The sequence below is a fragment of the Pseudoflavonifractor intestinihominis genome (assembly GCF_040096055.1).
GTDB lineage: Bacteria > Bacillota > Clostridia > Oscillospirales > Oscillospiraceae > Pseudoflavonifractor > Pseudoflavonifractor intestinihominis.
In genome coordinates this window covers 72,941-90,869 of sequence record NZ_JBBMFK010000015.1, presented here as the reverse complement: position 1 = coordinate 90,869, position 17,929 = coordinate 72,941, and the positions used below count along the sequence as shown (strand labels likewise).

Sequence of the window (17,929 nt, the reverse complement as noted above, 5' to 3'; positions counted from 1 at the left end):
ACGACATGAAATCTGGTGCTGAAGGTGCTCACTTTTTTGGGGCCCTTTTGCTCACATTTTCGTTTGACAAACACAGCTTTTCGTTCTGTTTTCCAGATCGCTGTCTTCAAAGAGATAAGCGAAAGAATCTGGAGCCACAAGTAGATTCCTGTGATTTTTAACACTGTATATACTATACAACTTCTTTAACATTTCACGAAGCTGATATTGCTTCATTTCGGAAATGCCATTCAAGCTCTTTACATAGCGCATATCACTGCTGAAGAAATCCATGTGTGCTAAGCCAACAATACTATTATCACGAGCTGCACGACCCACTTCCTGCACATAATCAGAGAGGTTTCCCGATGGTGCAAAGTGGATAATGTGCTTTATATCTTTGACATCTATGCCCATTCCAAAGGCTTTCGTACAAATCAATGCAATTGCTTTGCCATCTCGATAGTCCCGTTCTGTTATTTTGCGTTCAGCGTCATGGATCTTTGAATGATACCTCCGGATCTTGATCTTATATTCGGTTGGCAACGCACCATAAATGGAATCTACTTGCGAACGGTAGGGACAATAAACAAGAGTTTTTTCTCCTTTAGAAACATATTTGATTAGCCGCTCGATAATCAATTCTTGTTTAACGGTTTCAACTCTTTTCCCACTACCGTCCTGAACACCGGGCTTGATTTCGAAGTTGATATTATCCCGTTTCACGTTACCAAGATGTAGGATTGGATTGTGAAGATCCAGTTCGGCTATTGTGTCATTGACAACATCATCAGGGCCAGAATATACAGCGGTAGCAGTTAAGCATAGAAGAGGGAATCGCTGACCTGTACGTTTAATTGTCTTCAAAAAATCTCCCAGGAAACAATAGTCAGGTCTAAAATCGCGTCCCCAAGAAGTTACCGTGTGAACCTCGTCAATTACTAACAGTCCAACGCTTCTTTCACCAACAATTGGCTGAAGGCCAGAAGCCAGCAACAACTCGGGAGCCAGATAGATAATAGACTTCTTTCCATCGTGGATCTCTTGAATCCGTTGCTGACGTTCCTCAAATGTTATTTTCGAATTGAGAAACGTCGCATTCTTGACGCCTCGTTCTCGTTCAAGCTGCGCAACTTGATCATGCATGAGGGCAACCAATGGTGTAACAACAATTGTAATAAGCCCATACTTCTCCGCCATATAAAGTGCCGGCAGCTGAAAGAGCAAAGATTTACCAGCTCCAGTCGGTGCTGTGATGAAAATATCTCTATAAGTACAGTCTTCATCCCGAGCAGCTTCACATTGATCTATTATTTCGCTGACTAACGCACCCTGAGAAATAATTGTAATTTCCTTGGAAACACTTGGCTGCTTATAGAACTTTAACTCCCGGAATTTTGCCTGAGGCCCCCAATACCGTCGAAGGTACTTTTCAAATTGCGAGTCATCATACTCCATCTCCGGAATTCGAGTGTCAACGCGGCGAATGCTATGCGGAATGGACAGCGCAGCGAGGACTGTGAATAGTCCCTTTTCTAGATTGTGTGGGCAGACACTATCAACTACATACACAATTTCATTTGCTGCTCCGCTCATGACCGAGAATCTATACAACCAATCTTCCGAAGACCCTTCCAGTATTTCATCGGCGGGCTGATTTATCATCGCCATTTCAGTCAGATCCTTGTTATCAAAAAGCGGGAGGCGTAGGTAATGCGTATCTTCGTGGACATTTGCCAGAGCCACCAATACATGTTCAGCATCAAGGAAATTAACTTCGTGGTAATACCTATTGAGCACCTCTAAGGTATCATTCTCGGTCTTGCCATCTGTCTGCATATACTCAAACAAGGCAACCGCCTGCTCAAGAGACAGTGGGCTAGGGACATTTGATTCGAAAAGCGGATTATCGATGATAACAATTTCACCATCAAAAACGAGAGATACATCCTTGACAGCAGAGGAGATCGCGACCAACTCTTCATAGAACCCAACAACAGAATCTTCCGCCAGAGCAAGCTGTTTCACTAACGCCCGCTTATTTGCTTCAATTTTCTGAATTTGCAGACAATCATCCTCAATGAAGTCTTCGTTCATATATAGGCTGGTTTTATGTCTAATAAGAAACTCGATTTGTTTGGGCAAAAAACCACGGAAAAAGAATGCCCGGCGCTTATTATTAGCGGAAAGAAGTTTATCCACTTGTGCCTGAAAAAGTTTGTCAAATGGGCTCATATTCAAGGCCTCTTCTCTTTAGCATTTTTTCTCTACATATAAAAGCTTGATGGGCAAAACAAATATGCTTTACGGTTCACCATCGAAGGCAAACAGGTGTTCTTTCTCCAAAAGTAATCTCAGTTTGTCGGAGATCACATCAAGAAAAGGATGGAATTTTCGTAACATGGGCCCTGTATAACGAAAAACTTCGCCCGTTGTGTTAAACAACTCCAGATTCCAAATTGGTACATCAGTTGCCATACCGATAAGTTCGTTCTCGGCAAAGTGAGTGGAAATCTGCTGGAACAAAGATTCCACGCAACGGCTGTCCACCGAGAACTGCTTACGGCTCATGAGCCTATTACACATGGTATCGTGAAAGGAATAGCGGGAGAGCAATACCTTACCCTCTCGGGTCATCGTTAGCCGCTGCTCCACCTCCTCGTCGGGAGCTGGAAGCGGACCATAGCCCATATTATTGGCAATGAGGCGTATCTTCTGAAGTTCTCCATGGAAGGGGACATTTTCGCATGAGCCCATCTCCGAACACCTCCCCTGTGCATCACCTATCTATGGTAAAGGATACCATAGCGGGGCTACCACGTCAAAATGAATACATCCATCCAGAGGGATTATCGCACCTTTTTAAGACAGGCGGCGAGCACCATGACCGGAAAGAACACCACAATCAGCAGACCCAGCAGCATTGCGTTATAGGATGACCAGTCCACATAGTGTCCGCTTCCGGCCAACCCGATCTGAAGCAGCAACTTCAACACAAACAGCACGCAGAGGAGACCTGCAAAGCCTGACCATATGTAGAGAAAAGTCATGATATGTCACTCCATTTCTCAAACGACAGTTCGGGTTTGATTTTGTGCGGACAGAGAGTCAATGATGCTTAGTACATTCCAGACGGCAGCCTTCTTCGCCTTCCGCTTTTCCCTGGCCTGCGCTTTACGGTACCGCTTCGTACCTTTCACTGGAGCTGGTTTCGGCTGCGGCGCAGGATACAGAGGGTGCATCATGCGGTAGTAGTCGTGATCAATAATGTAGCCCAAATATTCCTGGAGCGTGGCATAGTTGACATGCTGGTCATGGTATCCCGCCACAGGCCCCGATTGCTTTGGCCCGAAGTCATTGCGGTGGTAAAGTTTTGTGTGATTGCGATTATCGTCGGCAAGGATCCGCCAACTGCTCCAGGGTGAAGAAATGGAAATGAAGTTTCTGCGGAGACTGATTGAGAGCCCCTTCTGCCGGCAGATCTCCATCAACGTTTCCTCCTCAGCATGGAAGATGCCGACAAGGGGATTGCAGACTTTGCACAGACGATAGCCGGCTGCGTGAGCTTCCACCAGCGTCTGGAAAGTGCCCAGGTGCTCCTCCCTGATTGCCAGGTGATACCTGCAATCTTCTGTGTGAATGATTTTAGTTCTGCTATTTTTGCTGTAATAGTACATTGGGACACCTCCTTTGAATTCTGGCATCAGAATATCATCTTTGGTGTCCCATTTTCAGTACATCATCAAACGGCAGGCGTCTTGCGTCGTTGATGCTAAATGAATATTCCTGGGCAGCATGGGCATGGAACCAGAACAGGCGTGTACCCAGCCCGCTGAGCCGAATAATCAGCGGGATCTTGCTGCAGGCCGGATAGATCATAGGAACAACTGTGCATTCGATCCCGGAGTAGGCGAAAACGATATCCAGCACATTGCAGATATACTCTGCCGCTTGCTGCGGCGTAACAGTTTCGCTTTGCGGGCGTTCATCTTCCATACAGGTTACTGCCACTGCAACAGCACATCTAAAACAGGTCATCTCGTCGTATTTCATTACAATTCACACCTCACATTACATTCATTTTTTATCAGCGCATATACTGCTTTTCCAGGCAGGTGGTAATCAGATCCGCCCGGTTTTCCGGATCAGCAGAGGCAGAGGCGATGACTGTGGAGAGCGCCGACTCATAAGGATCCTTTGTGATCATGGTCGAGAGCACCCAGGCCTTGAGTTCACGCATTCCGCAGCTGCCATCGGTGATCATCGTCTGCCGGCATCGGGTTGCGATATCCTGCACGACAATCGCCATCTTCGTTGCCTCCTGTTCGTCCGTATATCCCGTCACATTCATGACACGCTTTACCATGGTGGCCAAGTCAGGAGATTCGATATCATAGATCAGATCCATTCGGGAAATGATGCTCTGATTCATCGGCCGACACCCTTCATAGTCCGAATTCGTTGTCACAATGATGACGGTATCTGGGTGCCGCTGCACACGTTCGCCCGTCGGCAACGTGATCGCCTGGCAGTTATCCAGCAGAGCGTTCAAACCCACCAGAACACCAGGGTTGGCAATACACGAAGGCTCCTGCAGCTCTGCCACGTATCCATAGCGAATCGCCTCCAAAAGAGGTGTATCCACATAGCGGATCCGCTGCCCGTGCTTTTCCTCCTTTTGTGCCAACCGACCAACCGCGATTTCCACCAGTTTTGCGAGCACGTCATCCTCCGTCTTGGCGTCATCGTAGACACCGGTGAGTTCCTCATACACGGAAGGCGGATGCATGATGATGTCGGCAATCGTAGGAAGCGCACCATCATTCTCTGCCTGCTCCACAGCAGTGCTGGTATCCGGGATGAACTGACCGACCAAGTCAGAGATTTCTGTGTTTGCGCTGCAGGTCATCAGCGTGTACGGTAAATGCATGCCCGCTGCAACTGCTTGGGCACCCATCGTCTTGCCAGTGCCTGCCGGGCCTCTGAAGAGGAAGTTCCTCATTGGCTGACTGGACTGTGAGGTCAGTTTTGCGTGTTCACACACACGAACAACCTCTTTTGGAATGACATACCAGTCCGGCAGCTTGGGCACCATAGCGTCCTCTCTCGCAGTCAATTGCCGCTGCGAAAGCGCGTACTTTCCAACGAAGTCGCGATGACTCACAACTGGTGTTGAAACCACATTCGAAACGCCGACTTTCAAAATCTTGAATTCCCCGTATGTAGCACCGGTCGGTGCATAACTTCCCTTATCCAGAGCCAGCGGTGAGATGGAGGCGATATTGCCCGTCGTGGGCACGGCCAACTTCACACCTGCCTGACCAACCTGTGCCGCCGACTCAATGCGGCGATAGATGTTATCGCACAGACGCAGGGCACACTCAAACGCGCCATCCATATCGGACCAGCCGTTGGCCATGTGGTCTTTGAACGTGGCGAAGGAACACTGAAACTCAGTATCCTCCTCCAGAATCGGCATCAAGCAGAAAAACAGCGCAGTGCCGGAGCCATTGCCGGCCCCAATGGTATAGGGCTTAGGGACATCGCTCCCGTCCTCAAACTGACTGGCAATGAATTTGCCCGTTGTTGTATTGAATACCACGCAGTCCGTCTTGTTCGCCGAGCAGTACTCCGAGATGCGGAAGGTGTTTTCCTGGTGCCCGATCGCGCCCATCCCATCGGTCATTGAACCCTGCTCCGTCGCAAGCACAAGCTTTGCATAGGCGAAAAGCGCACGCAGAGACGGTGCATGCAAGGTCGCCTTACGAAGGCGGCCGGCAGTGTTGTACTGGGACAAGCCGAAGTCATGCATCCCTGAGAACTTCGGGTCATCAAAAGGGGCTGGCAGCGACAGTTTGAATGTCCATGCTTCAAATAATTTTCCTCTTGCCATAACTCAATTGACCTCCAATTTGCTCATTACCACGAGAGCGCCAGGCCTTCATTCTGAATGGAAGCAGTGATCTCGTCTTCACGCAGAATCTGGCAGAAGTCCTCCCACACGATGCGTGGCGGGAAGTTCTTCAGCAGATCCACCGATTGCTCTTTTCCTGCCACATCAATGACCACATTTCCATCCTCTTTGATGAGGAGTTTCTTATGGCCTTGCGTGTTGAGGTCGTCAATCATCTGACAGAGCACCTGCTCACCCTGATCGCGATACCAGGTTCTCACATCCACGCGTTCCAGGAGATCTTCCTGGGTCAAGTCGTCCTTGGCCGCAAGCTCCATGGCCACAGCGTCCTTCAGGGGAACCGCCTGCAGCATCGTGATGGTAAGTCGACCCTGGTCACTCAACTCTACCTCTCCGTAATTGAATGGATCCGTGTTATAGGTGCGGATCCGAAACCTGCCGCCTCGACATAACTGACTGGCATCCGGTCTCACAAGCCACAGCCAGGAGACGAGGGGATAGCTCGTCTTCAGCTGCTCCGTGATGCGGTAGTTCACCTGTCGGATCAGGAACAATTCGTTGTGCGCAGTTTGGATATCCTGCTCAACCCTTGGCGTACTCTGTCCGTCCGACACCGGCGCCTGTGGTGGCACTGGCTTCCGCCTGCTCATGGACTTACGCTTTCGCTGCTGATTGATGCGGAAGACGCCCTCAAACGCAATGAGGCCAATCCAAAGCAGAACGGCAAGGAGTGCGATCCACTGCATTGCCGGCTTTTTAATCACCGCACAGAGCAGCAATGCAGGCAGCACCAAATACTTAAAGAGAGTAAAAGACTTCATTCGACGCAGAAACGTCATAACTCCACCATCCTTCCTGTTTCAATCCTTCCGAAAACGCAGAAAAAGGCGGAACTGCAAGTACTCTCAACCTTACAGTCCCGCCTTGATTTTTCTGCTCCGACCATCACAGCGGCAGATCGTCTTCGTCGCCGATGGTACTCTCCGGATGTACCGTTCCTGTGGCATTCTGATTCTGCTGCGCAGACTCAGAGCCGTCCTCGTTTTTCGGTTTCCCGCCGATGTAGGCCCAGTCATAGATGCCGACATCCAGCGACATGCGGATCTCGCCCTCCTTGGTCTGGTACTCACGGGGGTTGAAGGAACCATCCACCTTGATGAGGCGGCCCTTCGTCAGGCCGGCCTTGTTGATCCGATTGGCCATGTACTCGTTTCCGGTACAGCTGTAGAAAGCCGCGTGTTCGGTCGCTCCAAACTGGTTGTTTACCGCCAGTCTGAAGGTCACAAATTTCCGCTGATCCTTTCCCTCTCGGACTACGGGTTCGTTGACGAGCCGCCCAATGAGACTAATCGTTGCGTATGACATAAGCTGCTGGAGCAGGATGAAGCCTTCGGTATCGGTATGAATGGCGAGATTTCCGCTGTCACCTTTGGCCTATACGCGCAGGAGGATATTACCGCAGCGGATGGTTCCGTAATTCCGGCAGATGGGCTTCTGGAAATCATTTCGGTGAATGAGAACGGTCAGGCTGCCTGTGCTACCGACCTGCCCTTCGGCAGCTTCTATCTGAAGGAACTGTCCACGGACAGCCATTATCTGCTGAACGGCGAAACCTTCCCGTTCAACTTTGAATACGGCGGGCCGTCCGTTGCTGTGGTGGAGATTACTGCAAACGATGGCGAGGCCATCACCAACGAGCTGATTCGCGGTGAAATCCACGGCCTCAAAACCGACGAGAACGGCACTGGTCTGGGTGGGGCTGTGATTGGCCTGTTCAAGTCTGATGAAAGCGAATTTACCGCAGAAAATGCCATTGCCACCGCCACCTCTGCGGACGACGGCAGCTTCTCCTTTACCGATGTGCCATATGGAAATTGGGTGCTGAAAGAGCTGGAAAGCCCGGAAGGGTTTGTCCTCTCTGATGAGATCTTCTCCGTTACCATTGAGGAAGATGGACAGGTTGTGGAAATCTCTCTCGCCAATGAGCGGGTTTATGGCGACCTGCGCCTTACCAAAGTGGATAAGGATTACCCGGACAACAAGCTGACCGGTGCCGAGTTTGAGGTATATCGTGATACCAACGGCAACAAGGAGCTGGACGAGGGCGACGAGCTGCTGGGCAAGCTGGAGGAAACCAGCACCGGTATCTATGAGATGTCCCATATCCTCTACGGCGGTGTGTTCGTGAAGGAAACCAAAGCGCCGGAGGGCTACCTGTTGGATGAAAACGCCTACTATGTGGAGATTGTCGAGAACGGCAAAATTTACGAAGTGGAAAATGAAGCCGGAAAGGGCTTTGTCAATGCGGCACAGACCGGCTCCCTGCGGATCGAAAAGACATCCAGCGACGGCAAGGTGGAAGGGTTCTCCTTCCGCGTGACGGGTGCCAATGGTTATGACCAGACATTCAAGACCGACAGCACCGGCAAGATTGAGATCACCGGGCTGCGCGTGGGCGATTACACCGTATCGGAGGTATCGGACAATGCCAGCGCTAACTATGTGCTGCCTGCTGATAAGACGGTGACGATCTTTGCGGATAAGACCACCGTTGCACAGATGCACAACGAACTGCGCGACACCCCGAAAACCGGTGATGAGAGCAAACCGTGGCTGTGGATGACCCTGATGGGCGTATCTGCCGCCGGAGCCGCTGTTCTGGGGATTGCGGCCTATGTGAGCAAGCGCCGGAAGGACGAAGAATCCGCTGAATAATACAGCGGTCAAAATTTGTGACAGGAGGAATTGACTATGGAATTGAAAACCATCATTGCGGTAGGATTGGTACTCTTTATTCTCGGCGGCCTGATCTTTCTCAAGATCAAAAGCCGGAAGAAGTAATCCAGCGGGGGCGGCTTTGCGGGGCCGCCCCTTTACATATCCCAAAAAGACGAAAGGAGCGTGATTGCGATGAGAGAACGATTTGAACAACGGTTATTCCGTATCTTTGCCCAGGCGGGATATTCGCCGGTGCAGCTTCTAACGATCACCCCGGAAGAAATGGTGGAGATTCCCGGTATCACCGTCCCCAATATCCGCGCGGTGCTTTGTGTTCAGAACAAAGTGCTGGCGGATCGGAACAAGGTTCGCAGTGGCAAGCTGGTAGAGGCACTTTTGAAGGAGGCAGAGGAAAGCGGGTGTTGCCATGAGTGAACTGCATATGCTTCTGATCGCTTTTCATCCGGTGTGGATATTACAGGACACGAGTTCTGGATGCGGACGGTAAGCAGGTAAGTTTGTATGCGCCTACCCGTGAGGAACTGTATCAAAAAGAACTAAAGACTCGGCGGCAGATTGAGGAAATCATTTTCAAAAGGAAACACCCAACTGTTGCAGAATATTGTGAGAAATGGCTGTTGATGCAGTCGGCAAAGGTTTCCCCAGCTACTTTAAGAAGCTACACGATTAACATGAACAAATACATAGTTGAGCCGTTGGGTTCTATGTATCTGTCAGATGTGACGGCGGATGATATTCGGCTGGCATTGATCCCGCTGACTACAAAATCGGCTGGATTGTATAGTACGGTGAATATGCTTCTGAAATGCGTCTTTTACTCGGCAGAGCGCAGCCAACTACTTGACTATAACCCCTGTGAAGGCATCTCGGCAAAAGGAGGTAAGCAAGCAAAGAAGAAGGATGCCTTGACGGACGAACAGACAAAGCTGCTGCTGGATACCGTCAAAGAGCTTCCACCATATACGTTTATCATGATTGCCCTGTATTCCGGCCTGCGCCGGGAGGAAATTCTGGGGCTTCAATGGGATTGTGTGTTTCTGGATACGCCTGCACCGTACATTTCTGTCAGGAGGGCATGGCGAACCGAGCATAACAGACCGGTGATTTCTACAACATTAAAAACCAAAGCGGCCCGCAGGGACGTTCCCATTCCCAAATGTTTGGTTGATCGACTGCGGGAAGTTAAGGAAGAATCTATATCTGAATATGTAATAGCAGACAGCGAAGGCCAACCATTATCTGCTTCGCAGTTTCAGAGGGTTTGGAAGTATGTGACCGTTCGGACTGCCAAGCCCCGAAACTATTATAAGTATGTCAACGGTCAAAGCATTAAGTACACTGTTACCCCAACCCTCGGCGGCCATCAAAAGAACAATCCAAAACTGGTATATGCCATCGACTTCGATGTGACGCCACATCAGCTTCGGCATACCTATATTACCAACCTTCTGTATGCTGGCGTTGATCCCAAGACAGTCCAATACCTTGCCGGACATGAAAACAGTAAGACAACGATGGACATTTACGCTCAGGTGAAGTATAATAAACCCGAAGAACTTTGTAGCGTAGTGAATGGGGCATTTCAGCGGCAAAGTTCAAAATAAAGCTGGACAGACGCTATCCATTTTTACGATTAAAAAATAGGATAACTGGAGAGCGAAATCCCTGAAAAGCCCGAAATCTCAAGGAAAAACGGACGTAAGAGCATTTTAGTACGGTCTGAAGGCCGCCCGCCGCGCTCCCCAGTTCAGCAAGCGCTGAGTTTATATCAGACTGCCAGCAAACAGCCGGTCCGAATGGACCGGCTGTTTTTTGCTGTCCTGATCTGGCAACCTATTTTGAGTATGCAGATAGAATAATGTATAATTATTTGAATAAATATAAAGATTGAAGACTGATGCAATCTGAACGTACGAAAGTATTCTGCGCGCAGTGGAGAGACTACTAAGGCAAAACAACATTTGAAATAAAATTCCAATAGAAGAGAAAAAGTGCGATAAAAAAGCGAACTGATATAGATAAACATTAATTTATGATAAGATGTGATGGCGAGAATATGTGGTGGACCAGGTATATGGAGACAGGGGTGAACAGGGAACAGAATATCGGCAATTGTACATGGAAAGAGCGGAGCACAAGTAAAAGGATGAATACTGATTCTATTAATATTCATAACAAAAGCGTATAATACACGGAGCAAACTGGAAGAACCAGCCATCTTGACATCCATACGGAGATAGGATATATTGAAAACCGGGAAAGAGAACGGCGAGATTTTGTGCAAAAACACAAATCTTGCAGAACGCAGTAGCTGGAGAGCTCCCGGGATCCATACCCAGCTCCGGCCGCCGGACAGAGGCTTGCTGCCTGAGAAACGGCGCAGATGCGTTCGGTGTGATTGGCTGTGTGTCAAGGGGAAGAGGAAGGACAGATGATTCGGATCGCCATCGTGGAGGATGAGCAGGAACAGATAAACATCATGCAGGAGTTTTTGACCAGGTATGAGCAGGAGAAAAACGTGGACTTTGAGGTGGCAGTCTTTGACAGCGGGGTCAAATTCCTGGCGGACTACCAGCCCATCTATGACCTGGTCTTTATGGATATCCAGATGCGCATCTGAACGGGCTGGATACGGCGCGGACCATTTTCAGCATGGATAAGAACATCGGGATCGTGTTTGTCACCAACATGATGCAGTATGCCATCAAGGGCTACGAGGTGGACGCCCTGGATTTTATCGTCAAGCCGCTGAAATACTACCAGTTCAGCGTCAAGCTGGCCCGGGTGATCGAGAAAGTCAGAAAGCGGGAGGGCCGGGAGATCGTGCTCACCGTGTCCAAGGAGAAGATCCGGCTCTCCGTGTCCGAGATCTACTATGTGATGGTGGACAAGCACACCCTGGTCTACCACACCAGCCGGGGGACCTTTGAGGAGAAGGGGTCCTCCATGTCCGAGTGCGCGGCAACCCTGGCGGACTGCGGCTTTGCCCTGTGCAACAGCGGCTGCCTGGTGAACCTGGAGCATGTGACGTCGGTCAACAAGGGGACGGTCTCCATCTCCAAGTTTCCCGAGGAGCTGGCCCTGAGCCGGGGCAAGAAGAACGAGTTCACAGAGAAATTCATGACCTACATGAGGAACCGCTGATGGGAAGCTGGATGATGAAGACCGGCTTTGCCTTCGCGTTGCAGCTGGTCATATGTACAAGCGCGTTTGTCCACAAGTTCCCCCACAGAAAGCAGTTCTGGCTGCGGACGCTGTGCTCCATGGTGTTCATCTTCGGCTTCAGCTACGGCGCCTATCTGCTGCGGGTGGCCTGGCCGGAGGGCCAGTGGGCCATGGGATTTGTGGTCTTCGAGGCCACGTGGGGCGTATGCTTCCTGGGCATTCTGAACTCCTTTGAGGTCAAGCCCTTCTTCGCGCTCCACGCCGCCATCGGCGGGTACGCCCTCCAGCACCTGATCTACGGCGTGTTCACCATCGTCCGCTACTATGCCACAGATATGCCGGTGCTGGTGAGCGATATTCTGTACTTCCTGCCCTATATTGCCATCTCGGTGGCCTTTTACTACCTGTTCATCAAGCACAACAACGACTACAACAACTTTGAGAACCGCAGTGTCATCGCTGTGGTTCTGGCGGTGATCGTCATCTTCCTGAACGTGATCCTCAGCAGGCTGACCTCCTACGGCCAGTTCGGAGACAGCTTTGTGTCCATGGTGGTGTGCCGCCTGTACTCGGTGATCTGCTGCACCCTGGTGCTGTTTGAACTGTTCGGACTGTTCAGGCAGAACTCCCTGGAGCGGGACAAGATGATTATGGAGCATCTTCTGGTGCAGTCCAAGGACCAGCAGCGGGTCATCGGGGACAACCTGGACTTCATCAACATCAAATGCCACGACCTGAAAAAGCAGATCGGTTCCCTCAAGCAGATCGCCAGCGCCCGGGAGCGCAACGAGATGATCGAGGAGCTGGAGCGCTCGGTGCTGATCTACGACAGCGTTGCCAAGACAGGCAACCCGGCCATTGACCTGGTGCTGACCGAGATCAGCTGGCGGTGCGTGAAAAACGCCATTCGGTTCGACTACATCTCGGTGGCGCCGGAGTTTAAGGACGGCCTGCCCGTCACCACCAAGCGGGACAAAAACCTCCACGGTTACGGGACCAAGAGCCTCCGGTACATCGCCGAGAAATACGGCGGGTCGGTTCGGATGGGCCTGACGGAGGACGGATTCTTCCGGCTGGAGATTTTGCTGAGTCGGAAGAGCCAGGAATAGACGGTATGACAAAAAGCCGGGAACTCAGGTTCCCGGCTTTTTGTCATGTCGCACAGAAAACCAGGCCGCCGACAGGCGGCCTGTGCAGATTATGCTGAAAAATCAGCCGTTTTTGCAGAGGAGGATGCAGATTAGGACCATCTGCCAGCAGTTTTTGCTGAATATGCCCCAAGTCCAGTGCGCTCCGCTATACTGATGTCCATACGAACGGGATGTTTTCGGGAATGTGCCCGTGAACATAGAAACGTATATGGGAGGAAAAGGTATGGAGCGTCGATCTGGAAATGCAAGAAGAGCAAACAGACTGGCCGCGCTGGCAATGTCAGCAGTGCTGATGCTGGGCGCGGCTTCGCCCAGCGCCATGGCGTCGGGCGAGGACGGAAAGTGGTACACAGACTTCGGGTCCTACGAGGAGGAGCAGCAGTACGCCTCCGAGCTCAACATTGAGCTGATGGCGGAGAGCATGGTCCTGCTGAAAAATGCCAACGGCACCCTGCCCCTTGACAGCTCGGTCAAGAACGTGACGGTGTTTGGCGCCCGGTCCTACGAGATCTTCACCGGCGGCACCGGCTCGGGCGGCGGCAGCGGCGACCCCGTGACCCTGACCGACAGCCTGAAGGCTGCGGGCTTCAACGTCAACACCCGCGTACAGGAGATCTACGAGAACAACAAGTACACCGCCGCCGTGGCGCCCGCCGGCATGGGCACCACCGGCGCCATCACAGTGGCCCCCCCTGTGAGCTGGCTGGCTCCCGCCGAGAGCTCCTACCAGTTCTTCAAGGACGCGGCCATCATCACGCTGGGCCGCACCGCCGGTGAGGGCAACGACATCTACACCTCCGACGTGCCCACCCACAGCGACCCCGCCGACCACGTCCAGAGCCTGGACGACAACGAGAAGGCCCTGATCCAGTACGTGAAGGCCCAGGGCTTTGACAAGATCATCGTGCTCATCAACAGCGCCAACGCCTTTGAGTGCACCCCCATGGAGGCGGACAAGACCGCCGACAATCTGGGCGTGGACGCCATCCTGTGGATCGGCCAGCCGGGCAACTCGGGCCTGATGGCAGTGGGCCAGGCCCTCAACGGCCAGGTCAACCCCTCCGGCCGCCTGGTGGACATCTACCCCACCAACTTCAAGCTGGACCCCACCTGGCAGAACGCCCACACCATGACCCAGGTGGGGGAGAAGGACAACTCCGTGTACGCCTCCGCCACCGATGAGGAGCCCGACGCCAGCGCCGGCAACGTGGTGGAGTATGAGGAGGGCATCTACCTGGGCTACAAGTACTACGAGACCAGATATGCCGACTGGCAGCAGGGGGCTGTGGACGAGATGTTCACCGCCGCCGAGCAGGAGATCTTCGGCAGCGCTGCCAACACCTCCGTCACCGCCGAGCAGTGGTACGACATGTCCGTGCTCTATCCCTTCGGCTACGGCCTGTCCTACACAACCTTCTCCCAGGAGCTGGTGACCACCGGCGATGAGCTGGCCGCCGCCATCAACGCCAAGACCGGCCTGGACGACATGGTGGAGGTGCAGGCCCGGGTCACCAACACCGGCAGCGTGGCGGGCAAGCAGGTGGTGCAGCTCTACGTGGAGGCTCCCTACACCGCCGGCGGGATTGAGAAGTCCGCCGTGTCCCTGGCCTCCTTCGCCAAGACCGGCCTGCTGCAGCCCGGCCAGTCCGAGGTGGTCACCATGCGGATGCGCATGGGCGAGCTGGCCTCCTTCGATTACAACGATGCCAACAGCAACGGCTACAAGGGCTGGGAGATCGAAGCGGGCAGCTATGGATTCAGCCTGCGCACCAACTCCCACGACGAGTCCGACGCCATCACCAGCGTGCTGACCGCCAAGACCACCTCGCTGGACAATGACAGCGATGCCAGCAACAACACCCCCCTGTCCAACGGCGACGAGTACGACACCCTGCTCAACGTGAAGGACTACGCCGGCGAGGCCGCCAGCGGCTCCCAGATGAAGCAGATGAACCGGGCGGAGGGCTTTGTGTCCTCTTTCCCCACCCCCACCACCCAGGCCGAGCGGGTGTATTCCGAGCCCCTGCGCAAGCTGCTGGCCATGACCTTTGAGGAACAGACCGCCGGCACCGCCCAGGACGAGACCCGGTATACTACATACTTCAACTCGGACAACGACAAGCCCACCGACCCCTGGTACAAGACCAATGAGGACATCCCCGAGACCTGGACCCAGGCCGTGGCCGGCGCCGACGGCACTGTGGCCGGCCGGGTGGACGGAAAAGCGCCCATCCAGCTGGTGGACATGGTGGGTCTGGACTACTGGAGCACCGACGTGATCCCCGACAGCTATCCCGTGGAGGAGTTCCGGGGCAAGACCGAGGCCGAGGCGTGGGACCTGTTTGTCAACCAGCTCACCTGGGAGGAGATGGCCCAGTCCCTCCACCACGGCGGCTTCATCTCCCCGGGCTATGAGGCCCTGGGCAAGGACCAGGCCGACGACGTCAACGGCCCCGCCACCGTGAACGCCTTCCGCACCACCGACCGGCCCGACGGTACCTTCTGGGTCTGCGAGACCAATGTGGCCTCCACCTGGAACACCGACCTGGCCTATCAGCAGGGCGTCATGTTCGGCAACGAGAGCCTGTATCTGGACTGCCCCGGCTGGTACGCCAACGGCCTGAACACCCACCGCAGCCCCTTCTGCGGCCGCAACTATGAGTACTACTCCCAGGACGGCTATCAGGGCGGTATGATCGGCTCCGCCGTTGTGGCCGGCGTCCAGTCCAAGGGCATGTACGCCTTCATCAAGCACTTCGGCCTGAACGACCAGGAGACCGACCGCCACGGCATCGGCACCTTCGCCTCCGAGCAGGCCATCCGCGAGATCTACTTCAAGCAGTTCGAGTACGCCGCCAAGGGCCTCTACGACGGCAAGGAGGACAGCAAGGCCAAGGCCGTCATGACCGGCTTCAACCGGGTGGGCGCCATGCCCTGCCAGGTCAACTACATGGTGCAGTACACCATCCTCCGGGACGAGTGGGGCTTCCACGGCGAGAGCGTCACCGACGCCTACCGCAACACCCTGGGCAAGCTGAATATGATCCAGCGCGTGGGCTGTGACCTGCCCCTGAGCTTCTCCGCCCAGGGCGGCGACAACTCCATCAGCGGCACCTGGGACGCCTCCCTCCGGGACGGCAAGGGCGGCGTGGTGGACGGCTTCTATGACGCCGCCGCGGGCGGCTCTCCCACCCAGTACTACACCGTCCGCATGAGCGTTACCCGCATCCTGTGGGTGGGCTCCGTGTCCAACTGCAACGAGAACGGCCTGAACAAGGCGGCGTTTACCGGCCAGAACTTCAGCACCAAGGCCGGCCTGGGCGTGGCCGCCTCCGTGGCGGTGGACCCGGAGACCTACGGTACCACTGACATCAAGTACTCCGCCACCGACCTGCCCGAGGGCCTGTCCATCAACCCCGACACCGGCATGATTACCGGCTGGGTGGCCAACGAGGGTGAGTACACCGGCAAGGTCACCATCACCGCCGACGGCTGGTCCAAGAAGACCGTGGACGTGATGTTCACGGTGGAGCCCCTGATCACCATTGAGGGCTGGCCTGAGAACGCCACCACCGGTACCGCCATTGACGCCACGGTGGTGAAGAACGTGGATATCATTCCGGCCCCAACGGACGAGGACGAGGCGGGCATCACCGGCGTCACCGAGGTGGCCGTGGTCATCAACAACCTGCCCGACGGCCTGACCTATGACTCCGAGACCGGCAAGATCACCGGTACCCTCCTGGCCTATGACGACTGCGCCCTGGAGCTGGACGTGACCACCAACACCGCCACCGTGGTGGCGGGCAGCAAGGGCAACTCCGTGGAGCGCTCCACCAACAACTACGTGCAGACCATTGACCTGGCGGTGGACGCCCCCGCTCAAGGCGCGGCCGCGAGCAACACCGTGGCCATTGTGGGCCTGGTCATCGCCTGTGTGGCCGTCGTGGGCGTGGCGGTCGTCTGGTTTACCGTGTCCAGCAAGAAGAAAGTGAATGCCTGACGCCGGAAGACTGTCTGACGGCTCAGACGGAGCAGGGCTCCGGCAGCGGCTCCCCTGCCGCTGCCGGGGTCCTGTACCCCATCCTGATAAAAATGATATGCTTTTAAGGAGAATTGATATGAAAAAGACACTGAAAAAGCTGACGGCTCTGGCGATGGCGGTTGGCCTGGCGGCCACTATGACCGCCTGCGACACCGGCGATGGCGCCCCCGCCGGCGGCAGCGGCGCTTCCGCCTCCGGCGGCCTGAAGGTCTACACCTTTGAGGCCGAGAACACCGACCTGCGGGGCAAGAGCGGCCCCGGCGCCTCCGGCGAGGCCAGCGGCACCTCCATGGCCTCCACCTCTGACGACCCCTCCGTCAGCGGCGAGGACCACGGCTTTGTGACCTATCTGTATCAGGACGGCGTGTCGGTAAACTTTGTTATCAAGAGCGACCGGGACGTGGACAACGTGCAGCTGGACGTGCGTCTGGGCATTGAGTCCATGGACTACTACTTCAACCCCTCCAACTACACCATCCAGATCGACTCCTGCACCGAGGACGACCTGAAGGAGACCACCGAGGGCGGCGCCGAGGGCAACTGGGACGCCTTCTTCATGGACTACTACGGCCCCGACGGCGAGGGTAAGGACGACCCCAACCACGAGCGGTACACCATCGACGAGTGGGAGTGCGGCGAGATCCACCTGGACGGCACCGGCTCCAACACCCCTATCGGCTTTGAGGACTTCACCATCACCAAGACCCTGAGCCTCAAGGCGGGCTATACCTGTATCTCCCTCATCACCAACAACAGCGACACCCCGGTGAACAACCAGGGCGTGGAGATGGCGGGCACCTACGCCGCCGTGGCCCCCTGCGTGGACTGCATCAAGCTGACCACCGACGCTGAGCTGGAGATGGCCGTGACCTACAACAACGGCTGCGGCACCACCGGCATGACCGTTGCCGACAAGGCCTGACCCCCGGCCTGGAT

The 17,929-nt window shown here is 54.2% G+C and carries 16 protein-coding genes; 8 read left to right on the top strand and 8 right to left on the bottom strand.

All coding sequences use genetic code 11. From position 1 onward, the window contains the following. Positions 1-51 precede the first annotated feature (51 nt). The 8 genes from WMO64_RS10415 to WMO64_RS10380 all read right to left on the bottom strand — a co-directional run bounded on the left by WMO64_RS10415 (position 52) and on the right by WMO64_RS10380 (position 7,258). Complete coding sequence (locus tag WMO64_RS10415; protein ID WP_349231927.1) at positions 52-2,214, bottom strand: helicase-related protein; 2,163 nt, start codon at positions 2,212-2,214, stop codon at positions 52-54. A 69-nt stretch (positions 2,215-2,283) separates the two neighbouring features. Further along, the gene (locus WMO64_RS10410; RefSeq protein ID WP_349231926.1) at positions 2,284-2,736 is read right to left on the bottom strand and encodes a hypothetical protein; all 453 of its coding nucleotides are present in this window, start codon (positions 2,734-2,736) and stop codon (positions 2,284-2,286) included. Between the two features lie 92 nt (positions 2,737-2,828). Further along, positions 2,829-3,029, bottom strand: a complete 201-nt coding sequence (locus WMO64_RS10405) for a hypothetical protein (protein ID WP_349231925.1) — start codon at positions 3,027-3,029, stop codon at positions 2,829-2,831. Between the two features lie 18 nt (positions 3,030-3,047). Further along, positions 3,048-3,656, bottom strand: a complete 609-nt coding sequence (locus WMO64_RS10400; RefSeq protein WP_349231924.1) for an Ada metal-binding domain-containing protein — start codon at positions 3,654-3,656, stop codon at positions 3,048-3,050. Positions 3,657-3,690: 34 nt separating this feature from the next. Next, the gene (locus WMO64_RS10395) at positions 3,691-4,032 is read right to left on the bottom strand and encodes a hypothetical protein (protein ID WP_349231923.1); all 342 of its coding nucleotides are present in this window, start codon (positions 4,030-4,032) and stop codon (positions 3,691-3,693) included. Positions 4,033-4,066: 34 nt separating this feature from the next. After that, entirely contained in the window at positions 4,067-5,872 is a 1,806-nt protein-coding gene (locus WMO64_RS10390) for an AAA family ATPase (RefSeq protein WP_349231922.1), read from the bottom strand. A gap of 26 nt (positions 5,873-5,898) precedes the next feature. Continuing rightward, positions 5,899-6,732 (bottom strand): hypothetical protein, encoded by an 834-nt coding sequence (locus WMO64_RS10385; RefSeq protein WP_349231921.1) that lies wholly within the window; start codon positions 6,730-6,732, stop codon positions 5,899-5,901. 106 nt (positions 6,733-6,838) lie between these two features. Further along, entirely contained in the window at positions 6,839-7,258 is a 420-nt protein-coding gene (locus tag WMO64_RS10380; protein ID WP_349231920.1) for a single-stranded DNA-binding protein, read from the bottom strand. A 36-nt stretch (positions 7,259-7,294) separates the two neighbouring features. On the opposite strand from WMO64_RS10380, the gene WMO64_RS10375 reads away from it, so the two are divergent. The 8 genes from WMO64_RS10375 (at position 7,295) to WMO64_RS10340 (ending at position 17,915) form a co-directional block, all read left to right on the top strand. Next, positions 7,295-8,608 (top strand): SpaA isopeptide-forming pilin-related protein, encoded by a 1,314-nt coding sequence (locus WMO64_RS10375; protein ID WP_349231919.1) that lies wholly within the window; start codon positions 7,295-7,297, stop codon positions 8,606-8,608. A gap of 195 nt (positions 8,609-8,803) precedes the next feature. Beyond that, positions 8,804-9,046 (top strand): hypothetical protein, encoded by a 243-nt coding sequence (locus WMO64_RS10370; protein ID WP_021659004.1) that lies wholly within the window; start codon positions 8,804-8,806, stop codon positions 9,044-9,046. A gap of 26 nt (positions 9,047-9,072) precedes the next feature. Continuing rightward, entirely contained in the window at positions 9,073-10,236 is a 1,164-nt protein-coding gene (locus WMO64_RS10365; protein ID WP_349231929.1) for a tyrosine-type recombinase/integrase, read from the top strand. A gap of 827 nt (positions 10,237-11,063) precedes the next feature. Next, entirely contained in the window at positions 11,064-11,252 is a 189-nt protein-coding gene (locus WMO64_RS10360; RefSeq protein WP_349231918.1) for a response regulator, read from the top strand. A gap of 32 nt (positions 11,253-11,284) precedes the next feature. Continuing rightward, positions 11,285-11,776, top strand: a complete 492-nt coding sequence (locus WMO64_RS10355; RefSeq protein WP_349231917.1) for a LytR/AlgR family response regulator transcription factor — start codon at positions 11,285-11,287, stop codon at positions 11,774-11,776. Then, the gene (locus WMO64_RS10350; RefSeq protein WP_349231916.1) at positions 11,776-12,906 is read left to right on the top strand and encodes a GHKL domain-containing protein; all 1,131 of its coding nucleotides are present in this window, start codon (positions 11,776-11,778) and stop codon (positions 12,904-12,906) included. Before WMO64_RS10355 ends, WMO64_RS10350 begins: the two co-directional genes overlap by 1 nt. A gap of 265 nt (positions 12,907-13,171) precedes the next feature. Next, entirely contained in the window at positions 13,172-16,951 is a 3,780-nt protein-coding gene (locus WMO64_RS10345; RefSeq protein ID WP_349231915.1) for a glycoside hydrolase family 3 C-terminal domain-containing protein, read from the top strand. A gap of 118 nt (positions 16,952-17,069) precedes the next feature. Further along, complete coding sequence (locus WMO64_RS10340; RefSeq protein WP_349231914.1) at positions 17,070-17,915, top strand: hypothetical protein; 846 nt, start codon at positions 17,070-17,072, stop codon at positions 17,913-17,915. The last annotated feature ends 14 nt before the right edge of the window (positions 17,916-17,929 follow it).